The 18,637-nt window shown below is 77.2% G+C and carries 15 protein-coding genes; 11 read left to right on the forward strand and 4 right to left on the reverse strand.

Going from position 1 to position 18,637, the window contains the following annotated elements; translation table 11 throughout:
- Positions 1-88 precede the first annotated feature (88 nt).
- Entirely contained in the window at positions 89-1,897 is a 1,809-nt protein-coding gene (locus tag ACFUMH_RS01355) for an amino acid ABC transporter ATP-binding/permease protein (protein ID WP_378199180.1), read from the reverse strand.
- Positions 1,894-3,624 carry an ATP-binding cassette domain-containing protein gene (locus ACFUMH_RS01360; RefSeq protein ID WP_378199183.1) on the reverse strand — a complete coding sequence of 577 codons (1,731 nt, stop codon included), beginning with the start codon at positions 3,622-3,624 and terminating at the stop codon, positions 1,894-1,896. The genes ACFUMH_RS01355 and ACFUMH_RS01360 overlap by 4 nt, the downstream gene beginning before the upstream one ends.
- Positions 3,625-3,774: 150 nt before the next feature.
- On the opposite strand from ACFUMH_RS01360, the gene ACFUMH_RS01365 reads away from it, so the two are divergent.
- From ACFUMH_RS01365 to ACFUMH_RS01380, 4 genes are all read left to right on the forward strand, one after another.
- Positions 3,775-4,815 (forward strand): FecCD family ABC transporter permease, encoded by a 1,041-nt coding sequence (locus tag ACFUMH_RS01365; RefSeq protein ID WP_378199187.1) that lies wholly within the window; start codon positions 3,775-3,777, stop codon positions 4,813-4,815.
- A 91-nt stretch (positions 4,816-4,906) separates the two neighbouring features.
- Positions 4,907-5,887, forward strand: a complete 981-nt coding sequence (locus ACFUMH_RS01370) for an ABC transporter substrate-binding protein (RefSeq protein ID WP_378199190.1) — start codon at positions 4,907-4,909, stop codon at positions 5,885-5,887.
- Position 5,888: 1 nt separating this feature from the next.
- Positions 5,889-6,656 (forward strand): ABC transporter ATP-binding protein, encoded by a 768-nt coding sequence (locus ACFUMH_RS01375; RefSeq protein ID WP_378199194.1) that lies wholly within the window; start codon positions 5,889-5,891, stop codon positions 6,654-6,656.
- A 62-nt stretch (positions 6,657-6,718) separates the two neighbouring features.
- On the forward strand, positions 6,719-8,089 hold the full coding sequence (locus ACFUMH_RS01380; RefSeq protein ID WP_378199197.1) for a hypothetical protein: 1,371 nt from the start codon (positions 6,719-6,721) through the stop codon (positions 8,087-8,089).
- A gap of 86 nt (positions 8,090-8,175) precedes the next feature.
- Here the strand turns inward: ACFUMH_RS01380 and ACFUMH_RS01385 are convergent, their stop codons facing one another.
- Positions 8,176-8,688 (reverse strand): small multidrug efflux protein, encoded by a 513-nt coding sequence (locus tag ACFUMH_RS01385; RefSeq protein ID WP_378199200.1) that lies wholly within the window; start codon positions 8,686-8,688, stop codon positions 8,176-8,178.
- 142 nt (positions 8,689-8,830) lie between these two features.
- Here ACFUMH_RS01385 and ACFUMH_RS01390 point away from each other — a divergent pair, with 142 nt between their 5' ends.
- Both ACFUMH_RS01390 and ACFUMH_RS01395 read left to right on the forward strand, forming a co-directional pair.
- The gene (locus tag ACFUMH_RS01390; RefSeq protein WP_378199203.1) at positions 8,831-10,123 is read left to right on the forward strand and encodes a sensor histidine kinase; all 1,293 of its coding nucleotides are present in this window, start codon (positions 8,831-8,833) and stop codon (positions 10,121-10,123) included.
- Entirely contained in the window at positions 10,120-10,722 is a 603-nt protein-coding gene (locus tag ACFUMH_RS01395) for a response regulator (RefSeq protein ID WP_378199206.1), read from the forward strand. Before ACFUMH_RS01390 ends, ACFUMH_RS01395 begins: the two co-directional genes overlap by 4 nt.
- 72 nt (positions 10,723-10,794) lie before the next feature.
- Here ACFUMH_RS01395 and ACFUMH_RS01400 read toward each other — a convergent pair whose 3' ends face one another.
- Positions 10,795-11,631, reverse strand: a complete 837-nt coding sequence (locus ACFUMH_RS01400; protein ID WP_378199209.1) for a helix-turn-helix transcriptional regulator — start codon at positions 11,629-11,631, stop codon at positions 10,795-10,797.
- Between the two features lie 200 nt (positions 11,632-11,831).
- Between ACFUMH_RS01400 and ACFUMH_RS01405 the strand changes: the two genes are divergently transcribed.
- From ACFUMH_RS01405 to ACFUMH_RS01425, 5 genes are all read left to right on the forward strand, one after another.
- Entirely contained in the window at positions 11,832-12,635 is an 804-nt protein-coding gene (locus ACFUMH_RS01405) for a DUF3159 domain-containing protein (RefSeq protein WP_378199212.1), read from the forward strand.
- A 26-nt stretch (positions 12,636-12,661) separates the two neighbouring features.
- Positions 12,662-13,612, forward strand: a complete 951-nt coding sequence (locus ACFUMH_RS01410; protein ID WP_378199215.1) for an SDR family oxidoreductase — start codon at positions 12,662-12,664, stop codon at positions 13,610-13,612.
- Between the two features lie 174 nt (positions 13,613-13,786).
- Positions 13,787-15,208 (forward strand): ricin-type beta-trefoil lectin domain protein, encoded by a 1,422-nt coding sequence (locus ACFUMH_RS01415; RefSeq protein ID WP_378199218.1) that lies wholly within the window; start codon positions 13,787-13,789, stop codon positions 15,206-15,208.
- A 182-nt stretch (positions 15,209-15,390) separates the two neighbouring features.
- Positions 15,391-17,910 carry a PQQ-dependent sugar dehydrogenase gene (locus ACFUMH_RS01420; RefSeq protein WP_378199221.1) on the forward strand — a complete coding sequence of 840 codons (2,520 nt, stop codon included), beginning with the start codon at positions 15,391-15,393 and terminating at the stop codon, positions 17,908-17,910.
- Between the two features lie 148 nt (positions 17,911-18,058).
- A complete protein-coding gene (locus ACFUMH_RS01425) occupies positions 18,059-18,538 on the forward strand; it encodes an ATP-binding protein (RefSeq protein WP_378199225.1) in 480 nt (159 codons plus the stop codon).
- Positions 18,539-18,637: the final 99 nt, after the last annotated feature.

Raw genomic sequence — 18,637 nt, forward strand, 5'->3', positions numbered from 1 at the left:
CGCCGTGGCCACGTGGCCGTGGTGGTTCGAGTTGGGCGCGAGGACGGTCTCCGCCGCGCGCTGCTCCTCGACCGTCGTGATCGTGATCTCAGCCATGGTTGGTCACCTCCTCCCTGTGCTCGTCGGTGCTGGGGTGCTCCGGTGCGGCGAGGACCTCGCGGTACCGCGCGCAGCCGGGGACCAGGGAGTCGTGCGTGCCGTCGGCGACCACGCGGCCGCCGTCGAGCAGCACGACGCGGTCGCACGCCCGGACCACGGCGGGCCGGTGCGTGACGACGACGGTGGTGCGCCCCGCGCGCGCCTGGCGCAGCGTCGCGAGGAACGCGGCCTCGGTGCGGGCGTCGAGCCCGGCGGTCGGCTCGTCGAGGAGCAGGACGGACGGGTCGCGCAGCAGGCCGCGCGCCAGCCCGAGCCGCTGGCGCTCGCCACCCGACCACGCGCCGCCGAGCTCGGCGAGCACCGTGTCGAGGCCGTCGGGCAGCGCCCGCACGTGGTCGGCCAGCCGGGCCTGCTCGAGCGCCCGCCACAGCGCGGCGTCGTCGGCGTCGGGTGCGAGCAGGTTCTCCCGCACCCCGGCGCGGAACACGTGGGCGTGCTGGCCCACGAGGACGACCCGCTCACGCGTGCGTGCCCCGGGCTCCGCGGCGACCGGCACGCCGTCGACCTCCACCTCGCCGGCGTCTGCGCCGACCAGGCGCGCGAGCACGAGGGCCAGCGTCGTCTTGCCGGCACCGCTGGCGCCGACCACCGCGACGTGCTCACCGGGGCGCACGTCGAGGTCCACGCCGTCGAGGACGGTCCGGTCCGACCCGGGGTAGCGCACCCGCAGCCCGCGGACCCGCAGCGCGCCGCGCTCCGCGGGCGGACCCTGGAGGTCGTCGCGGGGGCCGTCGGCGGGACGGGTGCCCGGCGCGGTGAGCAGCGCGTCGACCCGTGCGCCCGCGGCCGACGTCTCGCCGAGGCGCTGCAGGCCGGCGACCACAGCGAGCGCCGGGGCCAGGCCCGCACCGGCCAGCGCCACGGCCGCCGGCACGGCGTCGGGTGCCAGCCCGCCCGCGGCGGCGCGGTCGACCACGAGCAGCAGGGTGGCGAGCACGACCGCGGCGCCGACGGACTCGACGGCCGCCTGCTCCAGCCCGGTCCGCACGGCCAGCCCGCGGCGCACGCGCTGCACCCGCGCGGTCCCGCCGCGGACCTCGGTCAGCACCGCGGGCAGGCGGCCGAGCAGCACGGTCTCTCGGGCGGCCGCGCGTGCCTCCATGACGGTGGACGCGAGGTCCGCGACCGCGGCGCGCAGCGCGGTGCCCTGCCTGCTGGCCACGGGCAGTGCCAGCACGGGCACCGCGAGGACGAGCAGCTGCCCGGCCGGCACGACGAGCCCGACGGGTCCGAGCCAGGCGACCGCGCCGGCGGACACCGTGAGCGCGGCGAGGCCACCGGCGACCACCTGCGCGGCGGTGTGCGCGTAGAACCACTCCAGCTGTTCCGCGTCGGTCATGGCCGCCGCGACCGTCTCGCCGGAGCGCCGCCGCCCCAGGCCGAGCGGCGCGAGCCGGCCGATCGCCGCGTGCACCCGGCGACGGACCGTGTCGATCACGCGGTAGGCCAGCACGTGCGCGAGCCACTGCTCGGTCCACGCGAGGGAACCCACGGCGACGACGGCGACGCCGAGCGCGAGCAACGGAGCGCCGGCCGGGTTGCCGACCGCGACCGTGGTCGCGGCCCGCACCGACAGGACGCTCACGCCGACGCCCGCGACGAGCGCGCCCCCCACCACGAGCACGACCTCGAGGAACAGCCGGCGCTGCTCGCGCAGGTGGGCGCTGACGGCGAGCACGGGCGTGAGCACGGCACGCCACCGACCGGGCAGCCGGTCGGCCGGTGCCGCGGCGCTCACGGGGCGACCGCCGCGGCGAGGGCGGCGAAGGAGCCGCCGCGGGTGAGCAGCACGTCGGGTGGTCCCTGCTCGACCACGCGGCCGGCGTCGACCACGACGACGTGCCGGGCGAGGCGGGCGACGTCGAGCCGGTGCGTGACGGCGACGACGGGCCGGTCCGGGGCGAGGCCGAGCACACCGCGGACGAGGGCCGCCTCGGAGGCGCCGTCGAGCGCGGACGTGGCCTCGTCGAGGACGAGGACGTCGCGGCCCTGGACCAGGGCGCGGGCGACGGCGACGCGCTGGCGCTGGCCGCCGGAGACGAGGGCGCCGCGCTCGCCGACCGGGGTCGTGAGCTGGAGCGTCGGGTCCTGCGTGCCGATGCCGACGGCCGCGGCAGCCGCGGCGACGTCGGGCGCCGCCGCCCGCCGCGCGCGGTCGGGGGGCACTCCCAGTCCGACCTCGTCGGCGACGGTGCCCGCGAACAGGACCGGGTCCTGCGGCACGAGGCTCACGTGCGCGAGCAGGTCGTCGGGGGTCGCGGGCGCCCCGTGCAGCAGGACGCGTCCCTCGGTGCCGGGCAGCAGCCCGGCGAGCACGGCCGCGAGCGTGGACTTGCCGCTGCCGGTGGCGCCGACGACCGCGGTGAGGCCCGGGCGCAGCACGAGGTCGACGCCGGCGAGCGCGTCCCGGTCGGCGCGGGGGTGCCGCGCGTGCACGCCCTCGAGCGCGACCACGGGCGCGCCGGCCACGGGCGCCCGGTCGGCGGGACCGTCTGGCGCGGGCGGCACGGCGGCGAGCACGTCGGCGACCTGGGCGCCGGAGTAGGTCCCGAGGTAGCCCGCGTGCCACGCGGCGGCGAGGTCGCGCAGCGGCCGGACCAGCTCCACCGAGAGCAGCACGAGGGCGAAGGCCTCGACCGGGGTGAGGGCGTCCCGCCGGGCGGCGACGGTGGCGAGCACGACCGCCGGGACGGCCACGAGCGCGAGGCTCGACAGGCCGGACTCGACCAGCGAGACGCGCAGCTGGTGCAGCGTCCGGGACAGCAGGTGCTCGGACGCGCGGGCCAGCTCGGCGGCCCGCCGGCGATCGGCGTTGAGGGTCACGAGCGTCGTCATGCCCTGCATCGAGTCGACGAACTCGGCGTGGAGCTGCTGGTAGGCGTCCCAGTGGTCGGCGCCGCGGCGGGTCAGCACGCGGTCCCAGGCGCGGGGGAGCAGCGGGAGCAGGGCCGTGGCGGCGACGGCGACGACGCCGACGACGGGGTCGACGACCACGGCCGCCGTGCCCACCGTGACGACCACGACCCCGGTGACGAGCAGCTGGGGCAGGTACCCCGACAGGTACGCGTCCAGGTTCTCGACGCCGTCGACCACGACGGCGTGGTCGCGCCCGGTCCGGCCGGCGGCCGGGTCGGTCGCGCTGCGCCGGACGAACGCGCGGGTGACGCGCTCGCGCAGGTCCTGCTTGGTGCGCGTCATGAGCGCCTGGGCGATCAGCTGACGGCCGAGCACGAGCAGGGGCCGGGCGACGAGGACGCCGGCGAGGCCGACGAGGAGCGGGGCGAGGTCCGCGAGCCGCTCGGGCGTCGCCGCGTCGCTGCGCCCCGGCACGAGTGCACCGAAGACGCGGGCGAGCAGCAGCGCCTGGACGACCCACGTCGCCGAGACGGCGACGCCGACGGCGGCCACGGCGACCAGCACCCAGCGCCGGCGGCCCAGCAGCCGAGACAGCCTGACGTGAACCACACCCGCCCCCTGTTGCGAATGGTTATCATGTGCGTTGTGACCCTAAACGCCCGGATCGGGCACGTCAACGGGCCGGCCGTGACTCGGTCAGCCCGCGATGTCACCTTCGAGCCCCCCGGTGCCCGCCCGCCTGACGGCCCTCTCTCGCCCGTGCGCGCCCGGCGGAGCCCGGCCCTGTGGCTGCCGCTGCTCGCGGTGCTGCTCCTCGGGTCGCTCGTCGTCGCGGTCGGGCTCGGCCCGCTCACGGTGCCGCCGGGCGAGGTCGCCGAGGTCGTGCACGCCCGCCTCACCGGCACCGCCCCGCCCGACGGCAGCACGCAGGACACGGTCGTGTGGCTGCTGCGTGTCCCGCGCGTGCTCGTCGGCGCGCTGGTCGGTGCCGTGCTCGCGGCGGCGGGTGCCGCGCTGCAGGCGGTCGTGCGCAACCAGCTCGCCGACCCCTACCTGCTCGGCATCTCCGCCGGCGCGTCCCTCGGTGCGGCGCTCGTGCTCACCGCCGGCCTCGGGGCGCTCGTCGGCGCGGTGACCCTGGCCGCGGGCGCGTTCGCCGGGGCGCTGCTCGCCCTCGCCCTCGTGCTCCTGCTGGTCGGCCGGGGGCGGGGCCTGTCGTCGCACCGCCTCGTGCTCGCCGGTCTCACGGTCGGCTACTTCCTCGGGGCCGCGACGAACCTCGTCGTCGTCCTCGCCGACAGCCGTGACGCCGTGCGCGCCGTCACGTTCTGGACCCTCGGCTCGCTGGGCCAGGCCGACTGGGGCGACCTGCCCGTGCTCGCGGTGCTGACCGCCGCCACGCTCGGCCTGCTCGTGCTGCGCGCGCGCCGGCTCGACGCCATCGGTCTCGGCGACGACGTCGCGCGCAGCCTCGGCGTCGACCCCGACGGGCTGCGGCGCCAGGTCGCCGCCGTGAGCGCGCTCGGCGTGGCCGGCGCCGTCGCGGTCAGCGGGTCCATCGGCTTCGTCGGGCTGGTCGTGCCGCACCTGGCCCGCCGGCTCGTCGGTGCGACGCACCGGCTCGTGGTGCCCGCGAGCGCGCTGCTCGGGGCCCTCGTCCTCGTGTGGGCGGACACCCTCGCCCGCACGGTCCTCGCCCCGCGCGAGATCCCGCTCGGCATCCTCACCGCGCTGCTCGGCACGCCGCTGCTCATGGCGCTCGTCCGGCGCCGCCTGCGCCGCCCGTCCGTCGAGGCCTGACCCCGCCGCACCCGCACCTGCCGGACCCGTCCGGCTCGCCCTGCCCGCCCGCACGTCCGCCCACGCCCGCCCACCCTCTCGGAGGTCGTCGATGTCCCGCTCCCTACGCGCTCCGCGCCCCGCCCGCCCTCGCCTCGCCGCCGGCGGCGCCGTCCTGCTGCTCGCCCTCGCCGGCTGCTCCACCCCGGCCGCCGGCGACCCCGACGCCGACGGCGCCGTCACCGTCGAGGACTGCGGCACCGAGGTCGTCCTCGACGCGCGACCCGAGAGGGTCCTCACCGTCGGCACCGCGGCGGTCGCGCTGCTCGACGCCGCCGGTGCGGCCGACCGCATCACCGCGCGCTCCGGCGAGTTCGGCGCGCCCCTGCCGCCCGGACTGACCGACCCGCCGTCCGACGACCTCGTCGTCGACCCCTCCGACCCCACGACCGAGGCCGTGCTCACGGCCGACCCCGACGTCGTGCTCGGCTACGGCCTCTTCGCCGCGGACCCGGACCAGGTCCGCGCCGCGGGCATCGAGCTGCTCACCGTGCAGGGCGAGTGCGGGCACGACGCGTCGACCGACGCACCGGCCGAGGTCACGCTCGCGACCGTGGGGGAGGACGTGCGCCGGCTCGGCGAGGTCTTCGGCACCTCCGACGTCGCGGAGGAGGCCGCCGACGCCCTCGACGCGCGCGTGGCGGGCGCGACGCGCGAGGCCACCGGCGACTCCGTGGCCTGGCTGTACTTCTTCTCCTCGACGGACTCCCTGTCCGCCTACGGCGGCACCGGGACCCCGCACGCCGTGCTCGAGGCCGCGGGCCTGCGCAACGTGCTCGCGGACCAGCAGGAGGCGTACCTCACCGTCGCGGTCGAGAGCCTGCTCGCCGAGCAGCCGGACTGGGTCGTGCTCTCGTACGGCCTCTACGGGGAGACCGAGGAGGAGGCGCGCGCCACGCTGCTCGCGCAGCCCGGCGTCGACCGGCTCGACGCCGTGCGCGAGGGCCGCGTGGTCCTGCTGCCCGGCGACGCGTCGGCGCCCTCCCCGGCCGCGGTCGACGGCCTCGAGCGCCTCGTCGCGGCGACGGACTGACGTGGCCGCCACGGCGGTGCTGCACGCGCAGGACGTCGGCGTGCGGCACGGACCGGTCACCGCGCTCACCGGGGTGGACGTGCGCGTCCACCCCGGTGAGGTCGTCGCCCTGGTCGGACCCAACGGGTCGGGCAAGACGACGCTCCTGCGGGTGCTCGGCGGCCTGCGGCGCCCCACGACCGGCCGCGCGCTGCTCGCGGGCACCGACCTGCGGAGCGTGCCGGACCGCACCCGGGCCCGGCGGGTCGCGTACGTCGGCCAGGACGAGGAGGGCGACCTGCCCTTCACCCCGCGCGAGGTGCTGCTGCTCGGTCGTGCCGTCCGGCACCCGGACTGGCGGCCGTACGACGCGGACGACCGCGCCGCCGTCGAGGCGCTGCTCGCCCGGTGGGAGCTCGGACCGCTGGCGGACCGCGGCCTCGACGAGATGTCCGGCGGCGAACGCCGGCGCGTCCTGCTCGCGCGCGCCTTCGCGCAGGGCGGCGACGTCCTCCTGCTGGACGAGCCGACCAACCACCTGGACCTGCGCCATCAGCACGCGCTGCTCGCCCACGTCGCCGACGCGGGCACCACAGCCGTCGTCGCGCTGCACGACCTCGACCTCGCGGCCGCGTACTGCACGCGCGTCGTCATGCTCGCGCGCGGCCGGGTCGTCGCCGACGGACCGCCCGCCGACGTCCTCACCGCGGACCGGGTCGGCGCCGTCTACGGGGTCGACGCCCGCACGGTCGACGACGGCCGTCGCCGGCACGTCGTCGTCGGCCGCTGAGTCGGCACCGCGGCACGCACCACAGCCCTGCACCTGCACGCCCACCCACCCGGAGGACACCGATGCACACCACCCCCACCCGACACCGCGGCCCCGCGCTCCGGCGCGCCGCCGCCCTGCTGGGGACCGTGACGGTCCTCGCCCTCACCGCCTGCGGCGGAGCGGCCGACGGGCCGACGGCCGGCGAGCCGTCCGCGACGGACACGTCCGCGACGCCCTTCACCGCCTCCTCCGACACCGAGCGCCTGGTCGTGGCGGACCCGAAGGCCGCGGCGCTGCACACGTACTCGGTGCCGGAGCACGAACTCCTCGGCACGCTCGAGGACGTCGCCGTGGCGGACCACGCCGGCTTCGTCGCGCTCGAGGACGGCCGGCTGCTCGCGGCGAGCACCCAGCCGCCCGAGCTGCTCGCGCTCGACGTGACCGGCGACGAGCCGCGGGTCGTCGGCCGCGTCGACCTGCCCGGGTCCGCGGTGCACATCGCGGTCGACACCGACACGGGCCTGGCGGCGGTCAGCACGGCGTCCGCGACGGAGGGTGGCCCGGGCGGGATCACCGTCGTCGACCTCGACGACCTGGCGGTGCGCAGCACGCTCGAGGTCGCGACGGAGGAGCCGGGCATCGCGTTCGTCAGCGACGCGCTGCTGCACCGCGACGGCGCCGAGGACGGCCGCGTGGAGCTGCTGCCGCTCGACGACGTCCTCGACGGCACGGCCGATGCGGCGTCGACGGTCACCGTGGGCGCGTACGGGCACGGGGAGGCGGTCGTCGACGGGCACCTCCTGCTCGCGACCGACGCCGGGCTGGAGCGGGTCCACGTCGGTGCCGACGGGCTGGAGGTCGACGGCGTCGTGCCGTGGGCCGCCGACGGCAGCGACTGGGGGCGCGGCTACTACGCGCGCCTCGTCGGGCAGGACGAGCCGCACCTGTGGAGCTACGTCCGCGACCAGGGCAGCCCGAGCTGGGCCGACTGGCGCAACGACGTCCTCGTGCTCGGCCCGGGCGAGGACGCGGCGCGGCGCGCGCCGCTCGGCAACGGCCTGGCCTTCCGCTTCGCGGTCGCGGAGGACCGCCTGCTGTTCGCCCGCATGCACCCGGACGGCTACGCGGCGCACGTGGTCGACGCGGACCCCGCGTCGCCGACGTTCCTCACCACGCTGCGCACCGTGCCGCTCCCGGTGCCGACCGGCGCGCCGGCCCGGGACGCCGACATGGAGGCCGTGTGGGCGTCGCCGGGGCGGCCCATCGCGGCGCTCACGGCGGCGGGCGACGTGGGCTACGTGTCCCGCGGCGGGGACGGCGTGATCGACGTGCTCGACACCGAGGCGGGGACGGTCGTCGGCGAGATCGACGTCCCCACGCCTCTCGACGGCGGCGGGTACCTGGTCGTGGCGCGGCCGGGTGCCCGGCTCGTGGACCCTCTCGGTCGGTGAGTGCCGGGCGCCCTCGGTCGTCCGACCGGGGGCGCCCTCCCGCACGGGCCGTGACCGACCGGAGCCGAGGCGGCTGGTAGCGCCCGTCAGGCGCGGATCGCCAGCACGCCGGTGACGACGAGGCTGACCGCGACGGTCCACAGCACGATCGCGACCGCCTGCCACGCGAGGATGCGTACCCGGTGGACGCCGGAGGCGGCGAGCGCCGCCGCCGTGAAGTGCGTCGGGATGAGCAGGGGACCGAGCAGGCAGACGCCGGCGACGCCGTAGCGGGCGAACGCGCGGTCGAACTTCTGCCGGCGGGGGCTCGGTGCGTCGTCGAGGGCGACGCCCCGGCCGCGGGCGTGCGTGACCACCGCCTCGCGGGTGCGGACCGAGACCAGCACCACCACGAGCACGGCGAGGACGTTGCCCACGATGCCCGCGGCCGCGGCCACCACCGGGTGCAGGCCGCCGACGATGCCGATCGCCGCAGCCCCCTCGCCCTCGACGAACGGGACCGCGCCGGCGAGCGCCACCCCGCCCGGCTGGAGCCACTCGGGCAGCTGGGCGACCAGCTCCTGGAACCGCAGGACGACGTCGGACGATGCGCTTGCCATGGTGACCTCACGGGTGTCGGGGAAGCAGTGCCTCCATGCAACGGCCGGGGGACGGGTCCGCGGCAGTACCGACGTGTCACCGGCGGGCGTGCGGCGGCGCGCGCGCGGCCATGACGGATGTCATGGCCGTACGGTCGGGCGCATGGGTGGTTCGGGACGCACGTCGGCGGGCGGTCGCGCGCAGGACGGCGGCGACGGGCCGAGCCCGTACGCGGGCGGGGTCCGTGCGACGTGGTGGTACACCGTCGCGGGGCTCGCGTTCCTCCACCTCGTGGTGCTGCTCAACTGGGCGGCGTGGCTGGGGGAGCTGCCCGTCTCCGCGGTGCTGCCCGCGGCACCGGCGCTCGCCGCCGCGGGCGGGGTGCTCCAGCTCGTCGCCGGCACGCTCCTCGTGCGCGACTACCCGGCACGCGCACCGCAGGACGAGGAGGACGACGGGCGGACCCGCGGCCGACGTCGACGGTCCGTGGTCGCCCTGGCGACCGGCGGCGTGGGGGCGGCGCTGCTCGGCGTGGCGACCGGGTCGTGGATGCTGCCCGTCGGCTGCGTGGCGTTCCTGCTGAGCCTGCTGCCGTGGCCCCGCGGCGTGCGGTTCCGGCTCATCGTCCTGCTCACGGCGGTGCTGGCGGCGCTGTGGGTGGTCGACGCCCCGAGGCTGGCGACCGGCGACCCCGACATCAGGCGCATCCCGGCGACGATCCTGCTGATGCTGCCGACCCTGACGGCGCTCTCGCTGTGGTGGTGGGACCTGGTCCGCGAGCTGGACCGGGCGCGAGAGACCGCGGGCGCGGTCTCGGCGATGCGCGAGCGGCTGCGGCTCGCGGCCGAGGTGCACGACCTGCAGGGCCACCACCTGCAGGTGCTGGCCCTGCAGCTCGAGCTCGCCGAGCGGCTGATCGAGCGGGACCCGCACGCCGCGGCGGAGCAGATCCGCACCGCCCGGGCGTCCGTCGACGAGGCGCGGGCCGGGACCCGTGCCCTCGCCACCCGGTTCCGCGGCGTGCCGCTGCCCGACGAGCTGGCCAACGCCGCGGACCTGCTGCGTGCCGCGGGCCACGACGTCCGGGTGAGCCTGGGCCCCGACGCGGCCGACGCGCCGGCGGACGTGCTCGGCCCGCTGGTGCGGGAGAGCGTCACCAACGTCCTCAAGCACGGCGCGGGCGGCCGTGCGCGGATCAGCCTGCGGCGCGACGAGGACCGGTGGCTGTACGTCATCGTGAACGACCGCGCCGTCGGCGGCGACCTCGTCCGCGATCCCGTCGACGCGGACCACGCGTCCCCGGGACCGGGGGACGGGCACGCCCGTGGCGCCGGCCTCGCGGCGATCCGCGACCGCATCGCCGCCCTCGGCGGCACCGTCGAGGTCCGCAGCGACGACGAGTTGGCCCTGACCGTCGCCGTCCCCGTGCGCGACACGACCGGGGCACGGCCGTGATCCGCGTGCTCGTCGCGGACGACGAGGACATGATCCGCACCGCGCTCGCGATGCTGCTGCGGCTCGAGCCCGACCTCGACGTCGTCGCCGAGTGCGCGTCCGGGACCGAGGCGCTGGCCGAGGCCGAGCGCACCCGACCGGACGTCTGCCTGCTCGACCTGGAGATGCCCGGCATCGACGGCATCGAGACCGCGGCCCGCCTGCTCCGCACCATCCCGACGCGCTGCCTCGTCGTCACCCGGCACGCACGGCCCGGCGTGCTGCGGCGGGCCCTGCAGGCGGGCGTGGACGGCTTCCTGCCGAAGTCGCGGCACGCCCAGGACGTCGCCGCGGTCATCCGGCTCGTCGCGGCCGGGCGTCGCTACGTCGACCCCGAGGTGGCGGCGGACGCGCTCGCGGACGAGCGCAGCCCGCTGACCGACCGCGAGCTGGACGTCCTGCGGGCCGGGCGCCGCGGCGAGACGATCGCCCAGATCGCCGCGACCGTGCACCTGTCCCCGGGGACCGTGCGCAACCACGTCTCGTCGGTGCTCGGCAAGCTCGGGGTGGCGACGCGGCAGCAGGCGGTCCTGCTGGCGGAGGAACGCGGCTGGGTCTAGCCCACCGCGCCGTCCGCCGGCCCCCCGGGTCCACCGCGGTGCTGCGCCTCCGGCCCGCAGCGGACGCGGTCGTCACCCCGCGTGCGCGCCGACCACGGCGAGGAGCTGCAGCTTCTCGTAGCTCTCCGTGCCCGGGACGGCGGTGTACACCAGCAGCAGGTGCGACTGCTCCGGGTCGACCATCGTCTGGCAGTGCAGCTCGAGCAGCCCGACCTGCGGGTGCACGAAGCGCTTGACCTCCTCGGGACGCAGCCCCACCTCGTGCGTCTCCCAGAGCCGCCGCAGCTCGGGGCTGGCGGCCAGGGCCAGGTCGGCGAGCCGGGCGGCGCGTGAGCCCGGCCCCCGCAGCGTCACCAGCCGGCGCAGGTGCGAGGCGTACAGCCGGGACAGGGCGGCGTGGTCCTCCGGCGGGTACAGGGCCCGGCCGTCCGGGTCGGCGAACCAGCGGTAGCCGATGCTGCGCGACGGGCCGGTGTACGCGGTCGCGTCCCCGGTGAGCGCCACGCCCAGCGGGGTCTGCCGCAGGGTCTCGCCGAGCTCGGTGACGATCTCCGCGGGCGTGTCCGCGAGGCGGTCGAGGATGCGCAGCAGCCCAGGGCTGATGTGCTCGCTGAGCGCGCCGCGCAGGGGCGGCTGGTGCCCCGCGAGCCGGAACAGGTGGTCGCGCTCGTCGAGGGTGAGGTGCAGGCCCTGCGCGATCGCGGCGACCATCTGCTCGGAGGGCCGCGGCCCGCGCTCGCGCTCGAGGCGCGCGTAGTAGTCGGTCGACATGTGGCACAGCGCGGCGACCTCCTCGCGGCGCAGGCCGGCGGTGCGTCGGCGCGCCCCGCGCGGGAGCCCGACGTCCTGCGGCTGCATCGCGTGCCGTCTGCTGCGGAGGAACTCCGCCAGTCCTGGTCGGTCGATCACCGGTGCACGTCCTCTCGTCGCGTCCCCCGTTCCTACCGTGCCGGCGCACCGCCCAGCCACGGCCTGCCGATCCCCCCGTCGGCCCGCAGTAGGGGGAACGCCCCGCCGGGACACGCCCAGGCACGGATCGGCAGGCCCTGGATGGGGCACCGCGGCCGTCGGAGGGTGGCAGCACACCCGGAGCCACCGAGGAGGACCACATGACCCAGCACCAGGCCGTCGCCGCCCACCCCACCCGGCACGTCGACCCCGTCGACCCCGTCCACCCCGTCGACCCCGCCCGGCGCGTCGCCCCGGACGGGGGACCGCCCGGCGCCAGCGCGACCGCGCGCCGGGTGCTGGGCCTGCCCGACCCGGTCGAGGAGTCGGTGGCGCGGGCCGCCGCGCGGCGCACGGTGGAGCGGGTCGGCGGCCCCGTGGGGCTCGCCGTGGCGAGCGCTCCGACCGTCACGTTCGTCGCCACCGACGCCGCCGCAGGCCTCGGACCGGCCCTGCTGGCGCTCGGCGTCACGGCGGCGGCCGCGTCCGGCGTGCGGCTCGCGCGCCGCGAGCCCCCCGGCGCCGCGGTCGCCGGGCTCGTGGTGGCCGCGGTGTGCGCGGGCGTCGCCGCGCTCGCCGGCGAGGCCCGCGCGTTCTTCCTGCCGAGCATGGCGCTGCCCGTCGTCTTCGTCCTCGCCTACGTGGTGTCGCTGGCCGCGGGCCGGCCGCTGACGGGGTTCATGGTGAACCGCCTGGTGGGCGGCCCGCGCGACTGGGCCCGGCACCGCGCCCTGCGCCGCGTCTACACCCTCACCTCGGTGGTCGGGCTCGCGATGGCCGCGGCGAACCTGGCCGTCCGCGTCGCGTTCTACCGCGCCGACGAGCCGGCCGCGCTCGCGGTCGTGCAGGTGGTCGCCACCTCGCTGTTCGCCGTGCACTTCGCGGTCACCCTCGTCGCCGCCCGCCGCGCAGCCGGCCGGCCCGTCGACGCACCCGTCCCGCCGGCCCGCGCGCCGCGCGGCTGACCCACCCAGAACCCAGGAGCGACACCATGCCTCGTACGCCGTCCTACTCCCTGCCCGACCTGACCGGCCGGCGCGCCCTCGTCACCGGCGCCAGCGACGGGATCGGGCTGGGCATCGCCCGCCGGCTCGCCCTCGCCGGGGCCGAGGTCCTCCTCCCCGTGCGCAACCGGTCCAAGGGGGAGGCAGCCGTCGCCCGGATCCGGCACGAGCACCCGGCCGCGCTCGTCTCGCTGCACGACCTCGACCTGGCCTCGCTGGCCTCCGTGGCCGCCCTGGGCCTCGAGCTGCGGGCCGACGGCCGGCCGATCCACCTGCTGGTGAACAACGCGGGCGTGATGACGCCGCCCGAGCGGCAGACCACCGTCGACGGCCTCGAGCTGCAGCTGGGCACCAACCACCTCGGGCACGTCGCCCTGGTCGCGCACCTGATGCCGCTGCTCACGGCGGGCGAGGCGCGGGTCACCTCCCAGATCAGCGTGGCGGCCCGCAGCGGGTCGGTGCACTGGGACGACCTCAACTCGGAGCGCGACTACGACGGCCGGCGCGCGTACGGCCAGTCGAAGATCGCCTTCGGGCTGTTCGCGCTCGAGCTCGAGCGGCGCAGCCGTGCGGCAGGCTGGGGGATCACCAGCAACCTCGCGCACCCCGGGGTCGCGCCCACCAGCCTGCTCACCGCACGCCCCGAGCTGGGCCGCGACCGCGACACCCCGCAGATCGCGGTCATCCGCCGGCTCTCGCGCGCGGGGATCCTGCTCGGGACCCTCGAGAGCGCGCAGCTGCCCGCGCTGTACGCCGCCACCTCGCCGCAGGCGCGCGGCGGGCGGCTCTACGGCCCGGACGGCCCCGGCAACCTCGGCGGCGGCCCGGCGGAGCACCGCCTCTTCCAGCCCCTGCGGGACGCGACGGAGGCGGACCGGGTGTGGCGGGTGTCGGAGGAGCTGGCCGGGGTGTCGTTCGGGTCGGCGGTCGCGCTCTGACGGCCCGCTGGGCACCGTGACGGGGGAGGTGGGTGCGGTGCGGCCGGCGTCGTGCACGGCGGCCCGGTCGCGCCGCGCCCTGGGCACGGCGCACGCGTGTGTGCCATGGTGCGGCGTCCGGTTCGTCCCCCCGCATCCCACGCCCCCTCGGAGTGCGCCTTGCCGATGACGCCCATGGCCCCCCGTCCCCGACGCGCCCGTCGCGTCCCCCTCGTCCTCGCCGCAGCCGCGGCGCTCGTCGCCCCGCTCGCCGCGCCGGCGGCCGCCGGCCCGACCGCCCCCGCGACGGTCCCGGCGGCCGCCTCGGCGAGCTGCGGCCAGCTGTTCGACGACTTCGCCTACACCTCGTCGAGCGACCCGTCCCTGCGCGCCCGGGGCTGGTCCGTGCGCACCGGCGGCGGCGGCCCCGGCGTCAGCGGGAACACGTGGTCCGCCACCAACGTCGACTTCCCCGGCACGGGCGCCGCGAAGGCGATGCGCCTGCGCGCCTCGACGGACGGCACGCCCGCCGGCACGGTCAACGCCGAGGTCAGCCAGGGGCGTCGCTTCCTCGAGGGCACGTACGCCGCGCGCGTGCGGTTCACGGACGCCCCGGTCACGGGCGACGACGGCGACCGCGTCAACCAGACCTTCTTCACCATCACGCCGCTCGCCCGCCCGAACGACCCCGACTACGGGGAGATGGACTTCGAGTACCTGCCGAACGGCGGCTGGGGAGAGTCCGGGCCGACGCTCTTCCTCACGACCTACGAGACGTACCAGCCGGACCCGTGGGTGGCCGACAACCTCAGCACCCCGGTGCGCGGCAGCCTCGCGGGGTGGCGCGACCTCGTCATGCAGGTCTCCGACGGCACCGTCCGCTACTACGTCGACGGCCGTCGGGTCGCCGAGCACGGGGGGCACGTCTACCCCGAGACGCCGCTGCTGCTCGACTTCAACATCTGGTTCCTCGACCTCGACGCGCACACGGGTGGCGTGAGCCGCTACGAGCAGGAGGTCGACTACGTCTACTACACCGACCGGGAGGTGCTCACGCCCGCCGCCGTGTCGTCGCGCGTCGCGGCGTACCGCTCGTCCGGCGTCACGCACCGCGACGACGTCCGGACCGGCCCGTGCACGCCGTCGCCCGTGCCGGACCCCGGGACGAGCCCCACGCCGACCCCGACGACCCCGCCGACCACCCCGCCCACCGCGGGAGCCACGGGAGCGGTGCGCTCCGGCATCGCCGGCAAGTGCCTCGACGTCTCGGGCGGGAGCACCGCCAACGGCACCCGCGTGCAGCTGTGGGACTGCAACGGCACGGCGGCGCAGCGCTGGACCGCGTGGTCCGACGGCACGCTGCGCGCGTTCGGCAAGTGCCTCGACGCGCGCGAGTACGGCACCGCGGACGGCACCCGGCTGCACCTGTGGGACTGCGGCGCCGGCCAGGTCAACCAGCGGTTCGTCGAGCACGACGGCGGGTACCGCAACCCGGTCTCGGGTCGGTGCGTCGACGACCCGGGGGCGTCCACGGCCAACGGCACGCAGCTGCAGCTGTGGACGTGCAACGGCACGCCCGCGCAGAAGTGGTCGCGCCCGGGAGCCGCGCTGCGCTGAGCGACGACCGGCCCGGCCTCGTGCCCGAGGCCGGGCCGGTCGCCGGTGCTCACGACACCGGGTGCAGGGTGCAGCCGGTGAAACGGTCCGGACGGCACCGGCTCGTCCCGCACCGTTGCCGGGGAGGTCGGGCGCGCGCATGCTCGACCCACGGGATGCGTCGACGGGGACGGGGGACCTCGATGAACCGCATGCGGCGCGTCGTGGCGGTCGTGGTGGGTGCGCTGGTCGCCACGGGGGTGACCGCCGTCGCGGGACCGCCCGCGAGCGCGGCGACGGTGCCGGCGGGGTTCTCCGACGCGCTGGTCGCCGAGGTGGACAACCCGACCGCGATCGCGTTCACCGGGGACGGGCGGATGCTCGTCACGCAGCAGGCCGGGCGCCTGCGGGTGCGGACGGCCGCGGGTGCGCTGCTCGCGACCCCCGCGCTCGACCTCGCCGGCCGGCTGTGCACGAACAGCGAGCGTGGCCTGCTGGGCGTCGCGACGGACCCGGACCCGGCCACGCGCGCCGTCTACCTCTTCTACACCGCGCGCGGCACGAGCGGCGCCTGCCCCACGAGCCAGGGCGCGAACCCCGCCGGCGCACCGGCCAACCGCGTCTCGCGGTTCGTGCTGCGCGACGACAACACCGTCGACCCGGCCAGCGAGCGGGTCCTGCTGGACGGCATCTCCTCGTCGGCGGGCAACCACAACGCGGGCGACCTGCACGTCGGCAAGGACGGCTACCTGTACGTGACGACGGGCGACGGCGGCTGCGACCACGCGGGGGACAGCGGCTGCGGCGGCAGCAACGACGCGGCGCGCGACCGCCACGTCCTCAACGGCAAGGTCCTGCGCGTCGACCGGACGACGGGCGCCCCTGCGCCGGGCAACCCGTTCCTCGGCGCGGGGACCGCGAGCTGCCGGCTCGGCCCGGCGCCGGCGGGCACCGTCTGCCAGGAGACGTTCGCGTGGGGGCTGCGCAACCCGTTCCGGTTCGCCTTCGACCCGGACGCCGCCGGCACGGTCTTCCACGTCAACGACGTCGGCCAGAACGCCTGGGAGGAGATCGATCTCGGCGCGCCGGGCGCGGACTACGGCTGGCCGGTCCGCGAGGGGCACTGCGCGAACACGGGCTCCGCGGCGAGCTGCGGGGGAGCGCTGCCCGCGGGGATGACGAACCCGGTGCACGACTACGGCCGCGCGGCGGGCTGCGGCTCGATCACCGGGGGCGCGTTCGTCCCGGACGGCGTCTGGCCGGCCGCGTACGACGCGGGGTACCTGTTCGCCGACTACGTGTGCGGGAAGATCATGATGCTGTCCGGCGGGACGCGCACCGACCTCGCCACGGGGCTGGGCGGCGCCGTGCACCTCGAGTTCGGCCCGCACGCCGGCAGCCAGGCGCTGTACTACACGACCTACGCGAACGGCGGCGAGATCCGGCGCATCGCCTGGTCGGGCACCGCGAACCGACCGCCGACCGCCGTGGTCACCGCGGCGCCGACGTCCGGCCCGGCGCCGCTCGCCGCGACGCTCGACGGGTCGGGCAGCAGCGACCCGGACGGCGGCGCGCTGACGTACCTGTGGAGCTTCGGCGACGGCCGTCCGGACGCGACGACGACGAGCCCGACCGTCCGGCACACCTACCCGGCCGGCACGTGGACCACGACGCTGCGGGTGCGGGACGCCGCCGGGGCGACGTCCGCGCCCGTCACCGTCCGGATCAGCTCGGGCAACACCGCACCCGTCGCGACGATCACCTCGCCGGCCGCGGGCACGACGTTCACGGTCGGGACCACGTACCGGCTCAGCGGCTCGGCGACCGACGCGCGGGACGGCACGCTGCCGGGCGCGCGGCTGAGCTGGACCGTCGTGCGGGTGCACGACCAGCACACGCACCCGTTCCTGGGACCGGTGACGGGCGGCGACGTCACGTTCGTCGCGCCCGGCCCCGAGGACCTCGCCGCCGCCGCGAACAGCTACCTGCGCGTGAGCCTCACCGCCACGGACGCGCAGGGCGTGACGACCACCGTCACGCGGGACCTGAAGCCGCGCACGGTCGCGGTCACGCTCGCGACGTCGCCCGCCGGCCGGACCCTGACCGTCAACGGCCGGAGCGTGACCGGACCGACGACCGTCACGTCGTGGGCCGGGTTCGACCTGCGCCTCGGCGTCCCGGCGCAGACGAGCAGCCGCGGCGCCCCGTACGCGCTCGACCGCTGGTCGGACGGCTCCACCGCGACGAGCCGGGTGTGGACGACGCCGGCCACGGCGACGACCCTCACCGCGACGCTGAGCGAGCGCGGCCTCCTCGGCACGTACTTCGACGCCGCGACGCTGTCCGGCACCGGCGTGACGCGCGTCGACCCGACGGTCGCCTTCCGGTGGGGCACCGGGGCCCCCGCACCGGGCATCGGCGCCGACACGTTCTCGGTGCGCTGGACGGGCTCGGTCGTGCCCCGCCACTCGCAGACCTACACGTTCACGACGACCAGCGATGACGGCGTGCGGCTGTGGGTCGACGGCCGCCTGCTCGTCGACCGGTGGGACCGGCACGCCGAGCGCGTGGACCGGGGCACCGTGACGCTGGTGGCGGGCCGCGCGGTCCCGGTCGTCCTCGAGTACTTCGAGGGCGTCGGACGGGCGACGGTCGAGCTGCGCTGGTCGAGCACGTCGCAGACGTCCGAGGTCGTGCCGACGAGCCGGCTGCGCCCGAGGTGAGGCACGGGCCGGTACCGGGGGACCCCACTGTGCGCCGCGGGTCTCGTGACGGTGCCCGTCGCGGCCCGCCGCCGCCCCGCCTGACGCACCGGCGCACGACCCCGCAGGACGACGCGCGCGCGGCCCGCCCAGCGGGCAAGGTGTCACCGTGAGCACCTCCGAGCGCGACGGCGACCTCGTCGCGAGTCGTCCATCCGGGCACCTGCCGGCCGTCCACACCTGGACCCTCGACTCGGCCGCCGAGCTGTCCGGCCTGCGCGCCGGCATCCGGCGGGCCGTCAACGGCGCCGTGGGGCGTGCCGAGGACGTGCCGCTCGACGACGTGCCGGAGCACATGTGCCTCGTCGCCACCGAGCTGGCCACCAACGGGCTCGAGCACGGGGCACCGCCGGTGCAGGTGCGGCTCCACGCCGACGGGTCCACGTTCGTCCTCGACGTCGCCGACCGGGACCTGCGGGACGAGCCCCGGGTCGCCGGCGACCGCCCCTTCGGCCGCGGCGGGTTCGGCCTGGTCATCGCGCGGCGGCTCGCCGTCGACGTCGGCTGGTACCGCAGCCCGGAGGCGAAGCACGTGTGGGCGCAGTTCACGCTCCCGGACGAGGCGCTGCCCGCCGCGCCGGGTGCGTGAGGCTGTCAGCCCTCGTCCGGCACCGCGGCGCCCGCAGCCTCCAGCGCGCTCCGTCGCCGGCGCTTGTGCGGCGGTCGCGGTACCCGGTCGGAGGTCCGG

Origin of the sequence: Cellulomonas sp. NPDC057328 (genome assembly GCF_042667215.1) — a bacterium.
Classification (GTDB): domain Bacteria; phylum Actinomycetota; class Actinomycetes; order Actinomycetales; family Cellulomonadaceae; genus Cellulomonas.